Source organism: Agrilactobacillus fermenti (assembly GCF_021030645.1).
In the GTDB taxonomy this organism is placed as follows: Bacteria; Bacillota; Bacilli; order Lactobacillales; family Lactobacillaceae; genus Agrilactobacillus; species Agrilactobacillus fermenti.
In genome coordinates, this window is the sequence record NZ_JACGCJ010000002.1 from 51,817 (window position 1) to 71,050 (window position 19,234).

General features: G+C 39.6%; 18 protein-coding genes. 1 reads left to right on the forward strand and 17 read right to left on the reverse strand.

Going from position 1 to position 19,234, the window contains the following annotated elements:
- Positions 1-13: 13 nt before the first annotated feature.
- From dapA to rpsO, 4 genes are all read right to left on the reverse strand, one after another.
- On the reverse strand, positions 14-859 hold the full coding sequence (gene dapA / locus FHQ08_RS00835; RefSeq protein ID WP_407929104.1) for a 4-hydroxy-tetrahydrodipicolinate synthase: 846 nt from the start codon (positions 857-859) through the stop codon (positions 14-16).
- A gap of 47 nt (positions 860-906) precedes the next feature.
- The gene (locus tag FHQ08_RS00840) at positions 907-1,959 is read right to left on the reverse strand and encodes an aspartate-semialdehyde dehydrogenase (protein ID WP_230912485.1); all 1,053 of its coding nucleotides are present in this window, start codon (positions 1,957-1,959) and stop codon (positions 907-909) included.
- 228 nt (positions 1,960-2,187) lie between these two features.
- Positions 2,188-3,786 (reverse strand): hypothetical protein, encoded by a 1,599-nt coding sequence (locus tag FHQ08_RS00845; protein WP_230912486.1) that lies wholly within the window; start codon positions 3,784-3,786, stop codon positions 2,188-2,190.
- Positions 3,787-3,854: 68 nt separating this feature from the next.
- Positions 3,855-4,124 (reverse strand): 30S ribosomal protein S15, encoded by a 270-nt coding sequence (gene rpsO / locus FHQ08_RS00850; RefSeq protein ID WP_230912487.1) that lies wholly within the window; start codon positions 4,122-4,124, stop codon positions 3,855-3,857.
- Positions 4,125-4,371: 247 nt separating this feature from the next.
- Here rpsO and rpsT point away from each other — a divergent pair, with 247 nt between their 5' ends.
- Positions 4,372-4,623 carry a 30S ribosomal protein S20 gene (rpsT, locus tag FHQ08_RS00855; RefSeq protein WP_230912488.1) on the forward strand — a complete coding sequence of 84 codons (252 nt, stop codon included), beginning with the start codon at positions 4,372-4,374 and terminating at the stop codon, positions 4,621-4,623.
- A 112-nt stretch (positions 4,624-4,735) separates the two neighbouring features.
- Here the strand turns inward: rpsT and holA are convergent, their stop codons facing one another.
- From holA to FHQ08_RS00920, 13 genes are all read right to left on the reverse strand, one after another.
- The gene (gene holA, locus FHQ08_RS00860) at positions 4,736-5,776 is read right to left on the reverse strand and encodes a DNA polymerase III subunit delta (RefSeq protein WP_230912489.1); all 1,041 of its coding nucleotides are present in this window, start codon (positions 5,774-5,776) and stop codon (positions 4,736-4,738) included.
- 41 nt (positions 5,777-5,817) lie between these two features.
- Positions 5,818-8,106, reverse strand: a complete 2,289-nt coding sequence (locus tag FHQ08_RS00865; RefSeq protein ID WP_230912490.1) for a DNA internalization-related competence protein ComEC/Rec2 — start codon at positions 8,104-8,106, stop codon at positions 5,818-5,820.
- Positions 8,107-8,748, reverse strand: a complete 642-nt coding sequence (locus FHQ08_RS00870) for a ComEA family DNA-binding protein (protein WP_230912491.1) — start codon at positions 8,746-8,748, stop codon at positions 8,107-8,109. It lies immediately after the preceding gene.
- A gap of 51 nt (positions 8,749-8,799) precedes the next feature.
- Positions 8,800-9,846 (reverse strand): SepM family pheromone-processing serine protease, encoded by a 1,047-nt coding sequence (locus FHQ08_RS00875; protein ID WP_230912492.1) that lies wholly within the window; start codon positions 9,844-9,846, stop codon positions 8,800-8,802.
- Positions 9,836-10,339 (reverse strand): pantetheine-phosphate adenylyltransferase, encoded by a 504-nt coding sequence (gene coaD, locus FHQ08_RS00880; RefSeq protein WP_230912493.1) that lies wholly within the window; start codon positions 10,337-10,339, stop codon positions 9,836-9,838. Before coaD ends, FHQ08_RS00875 begins: the two co-directional genes overlap by 11 nt.
- Before the next feature lie 15 nt (positions 10,340-10,354).
- Positions 10,355-10,906, reverse strand: coding sequence for a 16S rRNA (guanine(966)-N(2))-methyltransferase RsmD (gene rsmD / locus FHQ08_RS00885; protein ID WP_230912494.1), 552 nt, complete (start codon positions 10,904-10,906; stop codon positions 10,355-10,357).
- The gene (locus FHQ08_RS00890) at positions 10,887-11,225 is read right to left on the reverse strand and encodes a YlbG family protein (protein ID WP_230912495.1); all 339 of its coding nucleotides are present in this window, start codon (positions 11,223-11,225) and stop codon (positions 10,887-10,889) included. The genes rsmD and FHQ08_RS00890 overlap by 20 nt, the downstream gene beginning before the upstream one ends.
- A 5-nt stretch (positions 11,226-11,230) precedes the next feature.
- Positions 11,231-11,662, reverse strand: coding sequence for a YlbF family regulator (locus tag FHQ08_RS00895; RefSeq protein ID WP_230912496.1), 432 nt, complete (start codon positions 11,660-11,662; stop codon positions 11,231-11,233).
- Between the two features lie 12 nt (positions 11,663-11,674).
- Positions 11,675-15,118 (reverse strand): pyruvate carboxylase, encoded by a 3,444-nt coding sequence (locus FHQ08_RS00900; protein WP_230912497.1) that lies wholly within the window; start codon positions 15,116-15,118, stop codon positions 11,675-11,677.
- A 92-nt stretch (positions 15,119-15,210) separates the two neighbouring features.
- On the reverse strand, positions 15,211-16,395 hold the full coding sequence (locus tag FHQ08_RS00905) for an FtsW/RodA/SpoVE family cell cycle protein (RefSeq protein ID WP_230912551.1): 1,185 nt from the start codon (positions 16,393-16,395) through the stop codon (positions 15,211-15,213).
- A gap of 13 nt (positions 16,396-16,408) precedes the next feature.
- A complete protein-coding gene (locus FHQ08_RS00910; protein ID WP_230912498.1) occupies positions 16,409-16,696 on the reverse strand; it encodes a DUF1507 family protein in 288 nt (95 codons plus the stop codon).
- A gap of 172 nt (positions 16,697-16,868) precedes the next feature.
- Positions 16,869-18,203: a dihydrolipoyl dehydrogenase family protein gene (locus FHQ08_RS00915; protein WP_230912499.1), complete on the reverse strand. Its 1,335-nt coding sequence runs from the start codon at positions 18,201-18,203 to the stop codon at positions 16,869-16,871.
- A gap of 13 nt (positions 18,204-18,216) precedes the next feature.
- A complete protein-coding gene (locus FHQ08_RS00920; protein ID WP_407929101.1) occupies positions 18,217-19,233 on the reverse strand; it encodes an ABC transporter ATP-binding protein in 1,017 nt (338 codons plus the stop codon).
- Position 19,234 lies beyond the last annotated feature (1 nt).

The window sequence follows — 19,234 nt, forward strand, 5'->3', positions numbered from 1 at the left end:
CTCTTTAATCATATTAATTATCTAAAATTTGTTTAATTGTTTCAAACTCCGCTGCACTAGGCATCACCAAGGGTAGCCGCACACCGCCCACTGGTAACTGATTCACATTTAACATAGCTTTAGTGGCACTTGGCGAAGGCGTCGAAAAAAGTGCCTTTATTTTGGGATCCAAACTAATTTGAATTTTGGCAGCATCTTGGACTTTTCCTAAGGCAATTAGGCGATACATGCGTGCGATTGCTTCACCATATAAATGACTTGCTACTGAAACCACGCCTTGCGCACCCATAGCTTTAGCTGCAAAGGCAAAATTATCTTCACCGCTATACACAGCAAAATCAGTATCACTTGTCCCATTGACTAAAGCACCTAAATTAGTGATACCCGTACAATCTTTAACACCGATAACATGTTCAAAGGTTGCTAATTTCAAAATTGTCGCCACAGCCATAGTGACACCAGTTCGACTTGGAATATTATAAATCAAAAATGGCAGTTTACCTTGTGTCGCAACAGCGGCAAAATGGGCATATAGTCCCGCTTGATTTGGCCGATTATAGTAAGGTACCACAACTAGAGCCGCATCAATACCCTTAATTTCCGCGACTTCATTCATAAATGTAATTGTTTCTTGGGTATTGTTACTGCCTACATTAGCAATGACTGGAACACGGCCTTGGTTGATTGCTACCGTTGCTTGATACAAGCTTAATTTTTCATCATGAGACAGTGTTGGCCCTTCACCCGTCGTTGCGCCAATCAATAACGCTTCTGTTCCCGTTGCCAACAAATGCTCGATTAACGCCCGTAACCGTTCTTGGTCAATGTGTTCATTGCGGTCATCAAACGGTGTGACCATTGCAGTGATAACTGATACATCATCTAACAGCAAATTCATAACCCCCACTAATCTTGGACATGTAATAGATTCATTTCATGCAAGGTCTCGGCAATTTCAAGCGAATTCCAGGCAGCACCCTTTAACAGATTATCTGAAACCACATACATATGGAATGACCCTTGGTTATCCATGTCCCGACGAATACGCCCGACAAAAGTGTCTTTTTTGCCCTCGGCATTAATTGGCTGCGGATAAACTTGGTGTTTCGGGTCATCTTCCACAACGACACCAGGGGCGGTCTTCAAAACAGCTCGGATATCATCAGGTGTTGCTGAACGATCCGTTGTTGTAAAATAAACAGTTTCCGAATGACTGACGACAATAGGCACACGCACACAAGTAGCTGTTACTTTCAAATCATTGTCTTCCATGATTTTACGTGTCTCATTGATCATTTTCCACTCTTCATGAGTATAGTCTTCATCTTCAAACACATCGATTTGAGCTAACGTATTGAAAGCAATCTGGTAATGCTTTTCATCGCCGCTAACTGGTAGTATTTTAGGTTCAACCGGTTCATGGTTTAACACTTGTTGGGCCTCAGTCATCAATTCATTAATAGCACTTTGACCAGCTCCAGATACGGCTTGATAGGTAGAGCAAATCACTTGATCTAACCCAAATTTCTGCCGAACAGGTTCCAGAGCAACGACCATTTGAATGGTCGAACAATTTGGATTAGCAATGATGCCATGATGGCGTTTCAAAGCTTGTGGGTTGACTTCAGGTACAACTAAAGGTACCTCGGGGTCCATTCGAAAGTGACTTGTATTATCAACCACAACAGCACCATGTTTGACAGCTTCTGGTGCAAACTTCGCTGAAACAGAACCACCAGCTGAGAATAATGCTAAATCAACACCTTCAAATGAATCAGGTGTTGTCTCTTCTACTGTAAGCATCTGGTCTTTAAACTTGAGTTGCTTGCCTGCAGAACGTTTAGACGCCAATAGTTTCACTGAATTGATTGGTAATTTTGTTTCGTATTCCAACAATTGAATAAACCGTGATCCTACAGCACCAGTTGCGCCGACAATAGCTACATTATAACCAGACATATTTAAAACCTCTCTCAAAATAAATTAGATTCTTTTAATGTTTTTAAGTCTACCACGAATCAATAAAAAAATACACAGCCGCTAGTTTGCTTAAATCCTTGCTTTTGCAAACGAAAATCATTAAAAATATCTTAATCATTTGATTGACATGCATCAAAATGAAAACCAATATAACCGTACTGATAATTAAAACTCGAAATGTGCTTGAATGAATCACTTTATCAATAATTAGATAGATATTGCCTGCTTAACCAACTCTAGTAGTGCTAATTGCGCTTGCCTAGCCTGCATGATAACTTTGGTTAATTCAGGTTGAGCCATAACTATTGGCTGACCTATCATTTGGAAAGCTGTTAGTGCTTGTTTTGTTCCGGCAATTTCTAAGCGGCTCTCACTAAAACGCTGTTCCAAGTTACTTATATCCGTCAGCACAACTATTTTCCCTTGGTGCTGGACAAGTCCCATTGTGACACTAACAACAGCTGAATCAACCAAGGCTCCTGTAGCTAATAGGGCTAACATCGCAGCATTCGTACTGGCGGAGAGGATACTGCCATCTCGATCTAGAATTTCTAAATCCAAGTTCAACCGCTGCAAGTGATCCGCTTGAGGCAGCCATACCTGAGTTAGCGCATTTCGAATGTACTGATGATCTAACCAATCTATTTGCTGTGTAACTTGAAAGTCATCATTGCTTTCTCCCCTAATAGGTAAGAAATGTGTATTGATTTGTATCGCTGCTTTTACGTCATTTGACTTTATCTTTGCAGACCGTAAAGCTGCTAAAATTTGAGTTTTACCCTGCTGCAACAAACTAGAACCAGTGGCTGTTGATAACATGTTTAATTGCACTGATAACGGCCGTAACGCATCTAGTGCACGCCCAGCAACTCGAATATTTTTATCTAATAATAATTGACGCGTCATTGCTTGTTCTAACTCAGCAAGATATTTTAAAACCAACGCTTGCGTATTGGTTTCCACCCTCATACTCGTTTTAAAATAATTCAATGCTGATGTTTTGATTGTTTTAATTTTTGCAGCTCGTGTTGCTGAATTTGTGGTTGTTAGTGTGGCCAGCATCTGTTTACGATACAACTTAAAAATTTCTGATTTTAAAGTGTCCGCAATGGCCGTTTTTTTAAACTCTAATTTAGACTTCCCAATAGTCGCAATAATTTTAGCTTGAAATTTATTGATCCTTCTAATTTCGTCTAAAGCAAACATCAAACCTTGGCTGAGTGTCTTTTCAGACATTGATTTACCAGTTGCATTCACAAAACTTAATCCTTGATCTGTACCAGCCACTAAAGCATACATTTCAGCTTGTTGCCGCTGAATCGATGTTGGATTTAAAATGACCGTATTGTCGTCTAGCTGAGCAACTGCAACACTCGCGATTGGTCCTAAAAATGGTATGTCAGAGATACCTAATGCTAAGGCACTACCCAGTAGCGCCGCTAAAAATGGTGCACAGTCAGCATCATAACTCAAAACTGTATTTGTAATTTGTATATCTTGATTAGCTTTTTTTGGTAAAAGCGGCTCTAAAATTTGTTTGATTCTATGTGCCGCTAGTTTTGGTTGTATTTCATTAACCGCTGCATCAACGCCGAGCTCCGGAGTTACAAGTGAACTTAATCGATATTGAACTTCTAAAGATAAGGCTTCACCTTGCCCCGTTTCCTCACCGTTAATAACTGTACTTAGAACAACCGTGTCGCCATAGCGGATCAAAACACTCCCATCTGTTTGTGTTGCCAATCCGCCAATTTCAATTGTAACTGGCATCTGATCAAATCGCATTTTAAAAACATGTTTGCTCACAATTCGCCAGCCCCCATTTCTATATTAAAAAAACAGCGAGATCAATTTCTGATCCCACTGTTCTAGAATTAACGACGTAAGCCTAAGCTCTTGATCAATTCACGATAACGTACAATGTCCTTGTTTCTCAAGTATGCTTGTAAGTTGCGACGATGACCAATTTTCTTAGTTAAACCAACATATGAATGGTGGTCCTTCTTGTGTAAACGCATATGCTCTGTCAAAGCATTGATCTCAGCAGTCAATACTGCAATTTGTACCTCTGCAGAACCAGTGTCGCCTTCATGACGCGCATATTTCTTGATGATCTCATTTTTTTGTTCTTGTGTAATTGCCAAATCTATCACCCTCTCAAACGTTATTCGCGGTTATCTTGGTAAAACGTTGGTGATTCGTCAAACTAAGATACCGTAGCAATAAACACATCTACTATAATAATCAAAATTTCTTCAAAACACAAGTTTTATTCATATCAAGTAAAAATACTTTACAAGTTTGTTATTGCATTAAAACTAACAATTCTGTATAATAACTTCGTTACGTATTAATGAGTATTCGTAAATAATCTTACTCGGAGGTGTCAATATGCCACAAATCAAATCTGCTATTAAACGCGTTGAAACAAACCACAAAGCAAACTTAAGAAATACAGCACAAAAAAGTGCGATGCGTACAGCTATCAAAAAATATGAAGCTGCTGCAGCTAATAATGGTGAAGATCGCGATGCTTTGTTCACAAAAGCTGTTAGTGCCGTTGACAAAGCTGCATCTAAGGGCTTGATTCACGCTAATAAAGCTGCTAATACAAAATCACGTCTTGCAAAATTAGCAAAATAATTGATAAGATTGACTCGCAATCGTCGAGTCTTTTTTATTTAAAAAAATAAGGGCCATTTGTCATTGACTAATGTATGTAAATCACTAGTTAATGACAAATGGCCCTTTTCAATTATTGCTTAACTGGATCTGCAAATTTTAACATAAATAATTCGAATAGCAATTGCTTATCTATTTGTGCAGATTTCATCTTATAATCATTCTCTTCCAAGCCTAGAAAAGCCCGCTTTAAATCTTTCATGGAAAAATGGCGCGCTGTTTGCAATGCAAGTTTAATGCGATAAGGGTGAACTTTCAAAACTTGGGTTAAATCTCCTTGCGTTAAGCCCTTCTTTGTTAAGATCTTGACTTGCATTAATAATCGAAACTGCGTTAACAAAATACTATTAATTTTAATTGGTTCTTCTTTATTCAATAATAAGTCGTGATAAAGTTCCAATGCTTGTGTGACATTTTTATGCAACACGTAATCTACCAAATCAAAAATATTATTTTCCAATGTTGGTGCAACAAGATCTTCAACCATCGGTAGCGTGATCTGTTTATCGCTTGCCGTGATAAACAACTTCTCTAAATTATCAATAATATTAGAAAAATCACCGTCTGAACGCTGTAATAGCAGTGTTCTTGCTTCTGCATTAATTTGAAAACCATGTTGGCTGAGATAATTATCCAGAGTGCTTTCGACTTGTCGTGCCTCGATCTTTTGAACATCAACGACCTGTGCATGTTTCATTAATAACTTAGCAATCTTCTTACGGCCGTCTAGTTTATGTGTATGTGCAAAAATGACGAGTATTGTTGATGGTGTTGGTTTTTTCAAGTAACGTTCTAAAATAGATACATCCTGCTCGACCGTTGCCTTAATATTTTCAGACATTGCAAAGAAAGGCCGCGTTAAAAATACAAGTCGATGGTCACCAAAGAAAGGCACTGATGAGGCATCGTCGATTGCACTACCTAAAGAATCATTTGTAAGATCATATTGAGCAAAATTCATTGAACGCTCTTCGGGGCGTAACACACCATGAAAAGCAGACACTACTTGATTGATCAAGTGGTCTTCAGTCCCCAGAACTAAATAAAGCGAGCCAGCTTGGTGCTGTTTTATCTGTTTATTTAAGGCATCGACTTTTATCATTGTACTTGCCAAATTGATTAGAAACCTCCATTTAAAATAAATATTGAATGCGATTAAGGTTTTACGCCAAATACCCGGACATGATAATTACCGTTCAAAGAATACCTAAAGGTTATCATACCAGATGTTTGCGTGTTTAGATATGGCACGCGTAGCTTTGTCAGAGTTTGCAACGTTTCTTGATCCGGATGACCATACCGATTATGCCGGCCTGAAGAAATTAAAGCAAATTGTGGCTGCAGTTGTTGAATAAAATCTGGGTTTGACGACGTTTTACTACCATGATGCGCAATTTTAAGAAAATCTACTTTCAATGATGGATAGTGCGTGATTATGCCCTTTTCCCCTGCTTGATCGACATCTCCAGTAAAAAGCCAACGCTTATGTCCAAGCTCAGTATATAGCACTAATGAATCTTCATTAGCGCCCATTCCGGGCTGAAACGGATGAACAGCTGAAAACCTCATACCAGCCAGATTCAATTGATCACCCGCTAAAACCGGAAAGTAATGCGGCTTGATCATTGGATCAACTAGTTTCTGATAAAAATGTGGATTTTGCGTCAGTCCCTGTGCAAAAACAACACGTACCACTGGAATTGATTGTAATAACGTTTGTAAATCGCCGAGATGATCAGCATCTTGATGTGTTAAAACAATGGCATCCAAATGACTGATCCCTTGTTGTTTTAAAAAAGGTAATGTGATTTTTGTAACACCATCTTGTTGAATTTTCTTTTGCCAGGATTGCAGTGGTAACTTCAGTTTACCTCCTGTGTCAATTAAAACGGTCTGTCGATGAAATGGTGTGGTAATTAGAATAGAATCGCCTTGACCAATATCAATTAAAGTTATCTGCCCCATTAGAGGAAAGTGGATCATGATAAAAGAAACGACTAATAAAGTACCATAAACAACACTACCCTTCAAACGATTTCTTTGCTGAGTTTGATTTAAAATCCAAAATGCTGTCATGACTAATCCAGTGACAATGATAAGCGACGGCTGCCCAAAAATCACATTTAAAGTTCGTGTTTGTGCTACAAAATGTAGACACTGGTCCAACGCTGTCAGCCCACCATTAACAAAGCTATGTATATGCCACATATCAAACGGCAAAAACGCCACGCCAATGATAATTGGCAAAATAATAACCTCAAAAAGTGGGATCATTATCAAATTTAATATCAATGTTCCCAGATGCCAACTATAACTAAAATATAATAAAAGGGGTAAGCTGGCCAACATTAAATTTAGTTGTCTGCCAATTGCGGAATGCCAACGATTTAAAATCAACGCTAATGACATGCCAAAACTTAATTGGCCGCCTAAATTAAATAATAAGTAGGGGTCAAGCAGCAATAAGACGATCATAATAACGCTAATTTTATCCAACTTTCCCCAATGCCATTTGACTTGATGCAAGCAAATATTTAATACAGTCAAAAAGACAGCACGTCGAATGCCCACCCCTGCGCCAACGAATAAACAATAAAGGGGTAATAAAATTAAAAGCCAACGCTCAACCAATTCTCTTGTAAATCTTAATCGAGTTGCGAAAAAATAAATGCCATTGATCAAGACAAAAACATGTAGTCCCGATAAACTAAACAGATGAATAATGCCTAGCTGACTCATGTCTTGTTTAAACGTCAGATCGCCATCAAATTTGCCAATAATCAAACCGGTCAAGTAAACATTGAGGGGTTTTGGAAAACGCATAAAATGCAAGTAAAGCTGTTGGCGCCAACTTAAAAGTTGATCAATCCAATGATGATCATCATAGACACAGCTTTGAATTTGCGACACATTGATTGCATATTGAATACGGTGGGCTTGCCATTGATAATTACGATTATCGAATTGACCGCGGTTAGTTGCGGCCATAATAGGCGTTACCTCACCGGTAATTTGTAAATTTAAATTATGATAGTTATTTTGAAAATATAATTTTTCCTGAGGTGACTGTAACCGATAATACACTAAAAATGACTTTGACTTACTATTGATTTCAGTCGCAATACCGCTCAACTGATCGCCATTGACCTTGATTGAATCAGCCTGAATATGAATATTTATTGGCGCTGGTATAGTCGTGATTCTAGGTGGCCGCACGCGAAAAGCCAGCGTTCCCACGACCACAATAATGCTGATCATTAAAAAAAATACGACCTTATCGGCTAGGCTAGCTACGCGTATGCATAAATAACTTAATAGTAATGCGGGTAGCCACCAACGTTGACCATTCACCAACCAAGCAGTTAAGATGGCTGCCAAGCCAATAAAAATCAGGCGATCTTCCAGCCGGTTTACCAACCACTTTGCTTGTCTCTGAATAATCATCTAAACGGTCAATTTATCACTTAATTTTTGTACGGTTTTATCCCCAAATCCATTGACCTTTTTTAAATCGGTCACACTTGAAAATTGACCTTGGTTGGTCCGAAAATCAATTATTTTCTCGGCTTTCTTCTCACCAACACCATCAATTTGCTGCAGCTCTTCTTTAGTTGCTGTATTCAAATTGATTTTAGCTCCAGTAGTAGAACTACTGGGTGCATTGGCTGTATTACTTGCTCCCGCAACTCTTGGTTCTCCTTTTTGAGGAACATAAACCATGCCTTGATCTTGCACTTTTTGCGCCAAATTGATTTGCGTCTGATCCGCTTCTGGTCGAAATCCCCCAGCACGTTGAATTAAATCATTGATGCGATCTTCACTTTTTAAGTGATAAAGGCCTGGATGGACAACTGCACCTTTAATGTCAACGACAACGGTTTGGTTTTTGGCGGCGTGATCACTAGACTTACCAGACGATATCGCACCCTTTTGGTTTGAAGCTGGGCCAGCTTTAGGAAAAGTCGCCTCGGCGGTAGCGACATCATGTGTCACATCAGATTTTGGCTGACTCAGATACCAAAACCCACCACCTGCTAGAAAAACACCGACAATTAACACCCAATAATAACGTTTAATCCACTCCATTAAAAAAACCTCACTTTCTGCTACTAATACGTACGCAGAAATCTGAGGTTATTATTTTTCTAGGTAATGAATTGCGTCATTTAAATTTCGCACAGGTATGATTTTCATTTTTGTGTGAATTTTCTGAGCCGCTTTTTTAGCAATCATATAATTGTTTTGGTAATGCGGCATGGCATGACGTTCTTTTTTAGTTAATTGATCATCAGGAGCAAAAAAGACCGTTGCTCCCATTTTTGACGCAGCAACAACTTTTTTATCAATCCCGCCAATTGGCCCGACTTGCCCATCCGTTGAAATTGTGCCGGTTCCAGCAATCGTTCGACCGCGCAATAAATGCTGCTGACTGAGCTGATCATAAATTTGCAACGTAAACATTAATCCAGCAGATGGCCCACCAATGGCACCAGCATCTACACGAATTGATCTTTTAGTTTTGATCTGCGTATGATCTGTTAGCGTGATGCCTAATCCAGGGCGCTTGGTATCGGGTAATCGAATCAGTCGGCCAATCGCATGGTGCGTTTTTTTATTTCGAGTATAGGTTAAAGAGACTTTCTGGCCCAACTTTAAATGGCGCACATACTTTTGGAAATTAGCCGTATTCGTAAATTTCTGCCCATTGACCTGAGAAACAGTATCGCCTAATTGCAACTTATGCTGAAAACTCGATTGCTGAAGCACATCTAGAACGTAGACACCAATGAAATGCCATTGATACGGGACTTTTGCACGTTTTGCTGCCTGTGCGATAGCGGTATTTTCAGAGTTTTCAATGTAATATTGTTGCAAGCGATCATAAGCCGCGCTAGACGCACTACCCATTAATTCTTGTTTACTATAGATATCTGTGAACGATCGAAAATGCCCAATCAGTAACTGTATTGGTGTGGCTTGTTGGATTTGGACTGTGGTTAACAAAAACTTTCCTTTAGTTTTAGCATGCTGATGATCGACTTTAACAAATTGACTGACATCTTCTGCCGATCCTGGAGATTCCAAGTAATAATTTGTCGGCCACAAAAAAACAACCGCTAGACCAACCAAACCAATGACTATTAAAAGTCGTCGGAACCAGAGCCAACGTGACTTAGTTGCCATAGTGAACTTCCTGCAGCTTCTGTTTCAGAGCAATTTCAACGTTTTTAGGCACCAAACCAGTCACGCGGCCATTAAAAGCCGCGACCTCTTTGATCATACTAGAAGAAATAAAGTTGTACTCTTGGTCAGCCATGAAAAAAACCGTTTCGATACTTGCATCTTGAACTTTATTCATTTGAGCAATCCCAGCTTCATATTCAAAGTCATTACCATTGCGCAATCCTCGAATCAGCGTCGTTGCCCCTAGTTCTCGAGCCAATGTTACCGTTAGTTTTCTGGGAGCCGCAATGACCGTTACCGATTCTAATGCAGTCACAGCATCTTTGATCAGCGCAACTTTTTCTTCTGTAGAAAACAAAGCACTTTTACCAGTATTGGTGGCAACAGCAATATAGACTTTATCAAAAAAAGTCAAAGCCTTTTTAACCGTGGCTAAATGGCCGTTCGTAAAGGGATCAAAACTACCTGGGAAAAGCCCAATTTTTTCAGTCATAGCTTACCTCGCAAATTAACTCGTATACTTAAAGATACTCACTTCTGTAATACCATATTGATGTTGTCCAATCAGTGAAAAACCGGTAATTTCGGGATATAGGACCGTAACATCAGTTTCAGCAACAATCAAAGCACCGGGATGTAACAACACTTGCTCATGAAATTGACCCAATAATTTCACGATTTGCTGTTCACGATAAGGTGGATCTAACAAGACTAAATCAAATTTGATTTGGTCTTCAGAAAACTTTACAAGTGCTCTATTAGCAGGTGATTTGATAATATCAAACTTCTCTGGTGCCTTGGTAACTGAAACATTTGCTTCAATTGTTTTGATTGCCGCATACTGCCGATCCACCAAATACGCTTTAGCAATACCCCGTGATACAGCTTCAATTCCTAAGCCACCTGTCCCTGCATACAAATCCAATGCAGTTCCACCTTCAAAATAGGGGCCAATAATATTGAAGATTGCTTCTTTAACTTTGTCGGTCGTGGGTCGCGTTTTACGACCAGGTACTGGCTTTAATCGGCGCCCACTATACTCACCGGCTACGATGCGCATCGTCGTTGCTCCTTTTTTTATATTTACGGTAATTTTCAACATCTGGAATAGCTTGCTCTGATTGTTCAGCAAGCTGATCTAATCGCTCGCCAAACTCAGTATTCAATTCACCGCGATGTGAAAGTTCTACTTTTCGTACAAAATTCAATTTTTCAATCATTGTCTTGACCGCATCTGCTTGAATTTGATCTACGTAAAGAACAACGTATTTCATACGCTTTGAGGTGTAATAAATCATACCATAACGGCGCAGCTGTTTGACATGATGTAAATTATACAACCAAACAATAACACCAACGCGCGGTTTAATTTGAAACATGTGCTTCACCTTTCTAACTTGTTGTGCGGTCGCCGTTTAGTCTCAAAAAAGGGATTTTGAGTCGCTACTTTGATATCTTTAGAAACACTATTTGCCATGACAACAGCAATCGTATCAATGACTGTTTCTAATTCACGCTGGGCCAATTTGTAAGCAGCCACTTGTTGATTTAGATCCATCGCACGCTTAGCGGCTAAAGTTGTTTGTTTTAATGTCATTACTTCAGGACGATAAGCGCCATAAGGTTCTACCTGACTTAAACGTTGCTGTAGGCTATGAAACTTATCAATGAGCACCTGTGCTTGTAAATCATGTTGTAACGCTGCAAGCTTTTGCTGGTAGTGCGTTACATATTTGGATTGAGCTAATTTTTCTACTAAATGATCAATACTGTCTTCTACAGCAGCCATATGTTCATCATAAATCAACCCGATCATCCCTTGATAGTCCTATTTTTTAGCCTCTTGTGGCGTCATTTCCATCAATAAATCATTCGTATCTACACGCTGTCCTGGTTTAACATAAATATGCTGAACCAAGCCATTATATGGTGCAGGGATCGAGGTTTCCATTTTCATTGCTTCAGTAACTAATAATGGTTCCCCTTTCTTCACAAACTGTCCCTTCTTAACTAGAACTTTGGCAATTGTCCCAGTCATCATAGCACCAATCTGATCATTATTCGTCGGTTCAACTTTTTGGTTGCCGACAACACCGTGACTGACAGACTTATCTTGAACACTGATCTGCAACCTCTGCCCATTCAAAGTAAAGTAAATGGTCCGCATGCCTTCAACATCAGGTTCACCGATCTCTTCTAAATTCACGATAGCTTCTTTGCCCGAACCATAATTAATATGAATGGTTTCACCGAGACGCATCCCTTCAAAGAAAGTTGGTGTATCTAAATGTGTCACACCACCATATTTTTCATGATCTTTAATATAGTCCATGAACACCTTAGGATAAAGTAGATAACTCACAATTTCTTCATCCGATGGTTCTCGCTTCATTTTTTCCGTTAATTCACTTTTAACAGCCGTAAAATCAACAGGCGCCACCAAACTACCTGGTCGAACTGTAATTGGTTTGCGATCTTTTAATATGATTGCTTGTAATTTTTTGGGAAAACCGCCAACCGGTTGCCCCAAATCACCAGCAAAGAAATTAATAACGGACTCAGGGAAATCAATATCACGGCCCTTTTCAAGTACGTCTTGTGGGGTTAGATTATTCTGCAGCATGAACAAAGCCATATCGCCAACAACTTTGGAAGATGGCGTAACTTTAATAATGTCACCAAACAATTGGTTGACTTTGGCGTACATGACCTTAACTTCATCAAAGCGATCACCTAGACCAACGCCCTTAGCTTGTTGATACAAATTCGTATATTGACCGCCAGGCATCTCGGTTAAATAAACGTCTGTTTGCGGGCTGGTCACACTCGTTGAAAAAGCAACATAGGCCTGGCGTAAGTTTTGAAAATATTCATTAACTTTTTCAACTGACTGCATTTCCAAGTCAGGCTGGCGTGCGCTATCTCCAAGTGCATAGTATAGACTACTCATACTTGGCTGTGAGGTTGCCCCAGACATAGCACTTTGCGCAACATCAACGACGTCTACCCCTGCTTCAACAGCTTTTACATAAGTATAAATACCATTACCGGCCGTATCATGTGTGTGTAGATGGATCGGAATAGAAACGGTCTCTTTTAACATTGAAATCAATTCATAAGCCGCCTGTGGTTTTAATAAACCAGCCATATCTTTAATCGCTAAAATGTTAGCACCGGCAGCTTCAATGTCTTTAGCCAGCTGTTTATAATAATTTAAATCATATTTGTGTAAGCTGGAATCTGAAACATCGCCGGTATAACACATGGCAACTTCAGCAATCTTATTGTTTTGCCGAACTGCATCAATACTTTTTTCCATTTGTGGCAGCCAATTTTGACTATCAAAAATACGAAAAACATCCATGCCCTCTTGAGCAGCTAAATCAATGAACTTTTTAATCAAGTTATCGGGGTAATTTTTATAACCTACCGCATTACTGCCACGGAACAGCATTTGCAACAATGTGCCAGGTAATAACTGCCGCAGCCGCCGCAGCCTTTCCCAAGGATCTTCATGGAGAAAGCGATAACTGACATCAAATGTCGCGCCGCCCCACATTTCATAGGAAAAAAGATCTGGTAATGCTCGGCCCATTTGTCCGGCCATCCGAACCATATCATGCGTTCGCATCCGCGTGGCAAATAAACTTTGATGTGCATCTCTTAAGGTTGTATCGGTTAATAAGACTTTGGGTTGCGCCAATAACCATTTTGAAACCGCTTCTGGGCCTTGGTCATCCAAAATCTGCTTGGCCGTTATTTGTGTTGGATCTGGATAAGCAGGCATGACAGGTAAGTCAACTAAACTAGCTGATTTTTCCTTCTTACGTGGCAAATCTGCATAACCATTGATCGTAATGTCACCAACGTATTGCATTAACGCTAAAGATGGATCTTTGTGTGCTTTGATCTTTAATAATTCAGGATGGTCGCCGATGAACGTTGTTAATGCCTGACCAGAAATGAAAACAGGATTCACAATAACATTTTGCATAAATGGAATGTTGGTTTTGACACCTTGAATATCAAATTCGCTTAAAACGCGACTCATCTTGTGACAAGCTTGTTCAAAACTCAAAGCATGAACACTAGCTTTAACCAGTAGAGAATCAAAGTAAGGTGTCACTACTGCGCCAGTATAGGCATTGCCAACATCTAGCCGAACCCCATTACCACCGGGAGAACGATAAGTATCTAAAGTTCCGGTATCTGGGAAGAAATTATTACTTGGATCTTCTGTAGTTACCCGACATTGAATCGCAGCACCGTCAAAATGCAATTCATCTTGTGTTGGTAATCCCAAGTCCTTGTGAATGTCAGCACCAGCAGCAATTCTTAACTGGGCCCCAACAATATCCACACCGGTAATTAATTCAGTAATCGTATGTTCCACTTGAATACGAGGATTCACTTCAATAAAGTAAAAATGGCCGTCTTCCATCAAGAATTCTACTGTGCCGGCATTACTATAGCCCACGTGTTGCATTAATTTCACAGCTGCCCCACAGACAGTTTCCCGCTGTTCAGGCGTTAACATCACACACGGAGCAACTTCAACAACCTTTTGGTTTCGACGCTGCACAGAACAATCCCGTTCGAAAAGATGCATCACATGACCGTGTTCATCAGCAAGAATTTGGACTTCCACATGCTTGGCATGGGCAATGAATCGCTCAACATAGAGCTCATCTTCACCGAAGGCCTGTTTTGCCTCGCCTTTGGCACGTTCATAAGCATCTGGTAATTCTTCCGGTGTATCAACCACACGCATACCACGGCCGCCACCGCCTAAAGCGGCTTTGATCATAATTGGAAAGCCGTATTTCTGACCAAAAGCTTGCACCTCTGCTAAAGATTCAACCGGGTGATCTGTACCAGGAATCGGTTGAATACCTGCAGCCTTCGCAGCGGCCTTTGCCTTAATTTTGTCACCAAATATATGTAAAAGTTCTGTTTTCGGACCTATAAAAGTTAAGCCAGCTGCCCGAACACGCCTTGCAAATTCTTCATTTTCAGATAAAAACCCATAACCGGGATGGACAGCGTCAGCGCCACTTTTTTGCGCCACACGAATGATACTGTCAATATCTAAGTATGCATCGGTTGGCTTTTTACCAGCCCCTACTAAATAAGCCTCTTGTGCTTTGAACCGATGAATAGATAGTTCGTCTTCTTTGGCATAGATACCTACCGTTTTTAGACCCAATTCTTCACAAGCACGAAAAATTCGAGTTGCAATTTCGCCTCTATTTGCAACTAATACTTTATGCATGAACGTGCGCTCCTTTGCTTTTATTATAATAAGCTTAAACAATGATTATAAAATTAGCAATCATCTTTTTGATTTAATATTAGAATTCAACCTCAATGTTGTGCTTTTTTGCTTCGTGCTGCCCGCTCACGTTTTTCAGTACTGCTAATATTTAACACCAATCCAATAGCAATGGACAGCGTTACAATACTAGAACCCCCATAGCTAATGAATGGCAATGTTACCCCGGTGATTGGCAAGAAACCGATCACACCAGCAATATTAAAAGAAGCTTGAACAAACATCATAGCTGCGACACCATAACAAATCAGCGTTCGATAGGTAGAATGCGCTCGAATCCCGACATAAATGATGCGCCCAATTAAGAAAAATAATAAACCCAAAATGACGGCAACGCCAATAACTCCTAATTCTTCTGCGATAACTGACAAAATAAAATCAGTATAGGGTACGGGCAGATAGCCCTTTTTTTGAATGCTATTGCCTAACCCACGGCCCAACCAACCACCATTATTGATGGCAAAATATGAATTAACTAACTGGCTGCCACCCGCACGTTCACGCTGAAAGGGATAAAGAAATGATAAAATACGTTGATACTGGTAACTATGTTCTAAAAATGGTAATGGAAATTTCTTAAGTAGATTGATACCTAAAGGTATAAAAGCGCCTAAAAGCGTGACAAATGATAAGCCCCAGCCAATTGGAATTCCTGCCGAAAAAATCATAATTGCAGCGATAAATGCCAGGATCGAGGCACCACCAGTATCTGGCTGGATCAAAACCAAGCCAGTAATCACGCCAGCTAAAATGATGGGCCCAAATAAATTATGCCAAATCTGGCCATGAGATAATTTGGGGCCGCGCTTATTGAAGATAAATGCAAAGTATAAAATAATTGTTAACTTGGCAATTTCTGTTGGCTGAATATTGATCGGGCCTAAATTGATCCAGGCAACGGCACCGTTGACGGCTGCCGCTGGATGCACAATCGAAAGTACCACCAAATAAACCAGCAATATTAAAGTCATGATCAACAATCCTTTGATCAATCGATCAGACCGCCAAATATCAATTTTCGATAGAAACACAATCGTGGTAATCACCAAAGCAACAATTACCCAAAAAAATTGCCGTTTTAAGTATATCGTTGGATCAGCACCGGCAACGGCCAACATATCGGAACTAGCTGAATAAATCATCACAACGCCAGCGCCAATCAACAACAGGAATGGTACCAATATATAATAATCTAAATATGAAAACTTCTTGTGAATCTGCACGTACGACTCAGCCCTTCTGTTGCGTTTGTTTCTTAGTAATTTCTTGATAAAAAGCTTCAATTTCAAGACTGAGGTCATTAATCAACATTAACGCCGTTTCTTTTGAAATTAAATCACATCGTTTAGCAAAATCAACTTCCCTTGAAAAGACTAACATCTGTGTATCCATAATTTCTTCAACAATGGGGCACTGCATCAAACAAAGTTCATCGAATTGTCCAAACAATTCTTGTCGAATTTTTTTAGCATCTGTTTTTAAAACAGTGAGTGCCTTATTGGATTTAGTTTTTTCCATGAGTGACCTCCAAAAAGTCTAACTTTTGTGGTGAAATTACTGAACTATTTAATTCAACAACCAACATTATATCATTTCACATCTAACAATGCGGCTTTGATGATATAAAAAAGAAGGCCTTCTGCTAAAAGGGCACACAATCATTCTCCTTTTGCATCGGCACTTCCTATTGTTAAGACAAAATGTACTGCAAATCACTTTGATCAGACGGATAAGCATAAATCGTCCGCTGAATATCTTCCAGAGTAAGTTGTTGATTTAAAATTGTCGTCAAAGCATTGAGCATACTCTCAGCTTGAGTAGCTAAAACGCAAAATCCAACGTATTTTTTAGTATTGCTCTCTTGGATCGTGATCACATGGGCATCAGGATCTTTAACTCGATTATAAGTATACCATTGTGTCATATCCAAATCATTAATGGTATAGCTATCATTATCAACAGCATCTTGATATCGAATACCAACTTGGCCCAATTCACTATTGGCAAAAACAATATTGGGAATTACTGGATACTGAATTGATGTTTTAGTTTGACCGAGTAAGTAGTCAGCTACATAATTACCCTCAAAGCTGGCCACTGGGGTTAACTTAGGTTGTGTTTTAACAACCACATCGCCAATTGCATAGATATTAGCAACATCAGTTTGTAAATAGTTATTTACTTGAATCCCTTTACCATCGGCTTTAACAACTGTAGGTAGTCGCAACGCCTCGATATTGGCTTCACGGCCAGTAGCGGCAACCACATAGTCCGCCTCAAAATTACCTCGATTTGTTTGTACTTGATAAGACTTTTGATCTTTGTCTGTGGTCAATTGAGTAACACTGGTATCTAACTGAAAATGAACCCCTTTTGCTTGTAATTGTTTGACTAAACGGCTAACTAATGGTTTTGGAAAAGCTTTTAGTACGCGCTGATTATGTTGTACGATCGTCACTTGGCTGCCAGCTTCAATCGCGATATTTGCCAGCTCAATCGCAACAAATCCAGCCCCAATAAAAACAATTTTTTTAGGTAATTGATCAAGGTCTAAAAAATCAGTACTTGTCTTGAAATATGTTTTTCCAGGAATATCAGGAATTGTCGGTTTTCGTCCTGTGGCGATAATTGCTTGTTCTGTGGTAACAGTTTTATCATTGATTTGTAAATGATGCGCATCGATAAATTGTGCTGTACCTTGAACATAGTCAATTCCAGCTGACTTCAATCCAGCTTTAGTACCTGCAGGTATTGCCTGAGTATATTGCCGTTTAAAAGCCATTAGCTCTGTCCAATCAATTTCAGGCGTATTTTTCAAACCGAAGCCTGATAATTGCTGGCTCCATTGTTTTGCCTCAACTGCAGAATAAAGCATCTTTTTCGGATCACACCCTCGGTTAGGACATGTCCCACCAAACAAATCATTTTCAACAACCAGCACTTTTTTTTCAGGATGCAACCGATAAGCGGCCGCTAGCCCACCCGGACCAGCACCGATAATAATAACATCGTAACTTTTCTCCAATGAAATGGCCTCCTTAATATTGATGTACTATAAAATTCAAAATATCTAGTGTGGACACTTTAGCGTAATTGTGCGTTTGCTTTATAAAAACATAAATTACGGTAATCTGATGTTGTGTCATCCACTCAATGACCCGATTCAAATTTTCGTGTGGTGTGAATTTTACTGACTTTTCCGGTAACGTAGCTGTATATTCTATATGGTCATTATCAGCAATCACGTCATTTAATTCATATTGCAAGGGCGTCAAAACATCCTTTGCCTTAAAAAAACTAGCCACAAAATCATTGACTGGATCAGTCGCCAAAGTTACTGGTTTAGCAGTTTGCAAAAGCTCCCCCTCATGCATGACGCCAATTCGATCACCAAGTTTCATGGCTTCCTTCATATCATGGGTCACAAAAATAATGGTTGTTTTTAACTCATGGTGCAAATCTAAAATTAAATCTTGGAGTTGTGTTCTCGATAAGGGATCTAAAGCACTAAAGGGCTCATCCATCAACATAATTGGCGGCTTTGAAGCTAACGCACGTACAATACCGACTCGTTGAGCTTCACCGCCAGATAGCTCCGCTGGCATACGTTTTAAATAAATATCCGGTGCTAATTGCACGCGCTTTAATAATTCGCGGCTATAGCTTGTAATTTCTGACTTGGATATTCCCTTCATTTCAGGAATTAGCGCAATATTTTCAGCCACAGTTAGATTCGGAAAAAGCGCAATTTTCTGCAACACATAGCCCATATGCCAACGTAATTGATTAATCGGGTATGCTGTCACATTTTTCCCTAAAAACTTGATGTTGCCTGCCGTTGGCTCATACAACCGATTGACCATTTTCAAAGTGGTTGTTTTACCACTACCAGAAGGTCCAACTAATACGAAAAATTCACCGTTTTGAATCTGCAAATTAAAATCGCGAACAGCTACCATTTGCCGAAATTTCTTTTCCACGTGTTTAAATTCAATCAATGGCTGGTCATGTACATTAGCCAAACGGTCTTCTAAATTAACTAAATTACTGTCCATA

Bases quoted from the DNA above. Each gene is read 5' to 3' on its own strand.
- dapA (WP_407929104.1), bottom strand. From the start codon at position 859: ATGGTCACACCGTTTGATGACCGCAATGAACACATTGACCAAGAACGG.
- FHQ08_RS00840 (WP_230912485.1), bottom strand. From the start codon at position 1,959: ATGTCTGGTTATAATGTAGCTATTGTCGGCGCAACTGGTGCTGTAGGA.
- rpsT (WP_230912488.1), top strand. From the start codon at position 4,372: ATGCCACAAATCAAATCTGCTATTAAACGCGTTGAAACAAACCACAAA.
- FHQ08_RS00865 (WP_230912490.1), bottom strand. From the start codon at position 8,106: ATGATTATTCAGAGACAAGCAAAGTGGTTGGTAAACCGGCTGGAAGAT.
- FHQ08_RS00870 (WP_230912491.1), bottom strand. From the start codon at position 8,748: ATGGAGTGGATTAAACGTTATTATTGGGTGTTAATTGTCGGTGTTTTT.
- FHQ08_RS00875 (WP_230912492.1), bottom strand. From the start codon at position 9,846: ATGGCAACTAAGTCACGTTGGCTCTGGTTCCGACGACTTTTAATAGTC.
- coaD (WP_230912493.1), bottom strand. From the start codon at position 10,339: ATGACTGAAAAAATTGGGCTTTTCCCAGGTAGTTTTGATCCCTTTACG.
- rsmD (WP_230912494.1), bottom strand. From the start codon at position 10,906: ATGCGCATCGTAGCCGGTGAGTATAGTGGGCGCCGATTAAAGCCAGTA.
- FHQ08_RS00890 (WP_230912495.1), bottom strand. From the start codon at position 11,225: ATGTTTCAAATTAAACCGCGCGTTGGTGTTATTGTTTGGTTGTATAAT.
- FHQ08_RS00895 (WP_230912496.1), bottom strand. From the start codon at position 11,662: ATGATCGGGTTGATTTATGATGAACATATGGCTGCTGTAGAAGACAGT.
- FHQ08_RS00900 (WP_230912497.1), bottom strand. From the start codon at position 15,118: ATGCATAAAGTATTAGTTGCAAATAGAGGCGAAATTGCAACTCGAATT.
- FHQ08_RS00910 (WP_230912498.1), bottom strand. From the start codon at position 16,696: ATGGAAAAAACTAAATCCAATAAGGCACTCACTGTTTTAAAAACAGAT.
- FHQ08_RS00920 (WP_407929101.1), bottom strand. From the start codon at position 19,233: ATGGACAGTAATTTAGTTAATTTAGAAGACCGTTTGGCTAATGTACAT.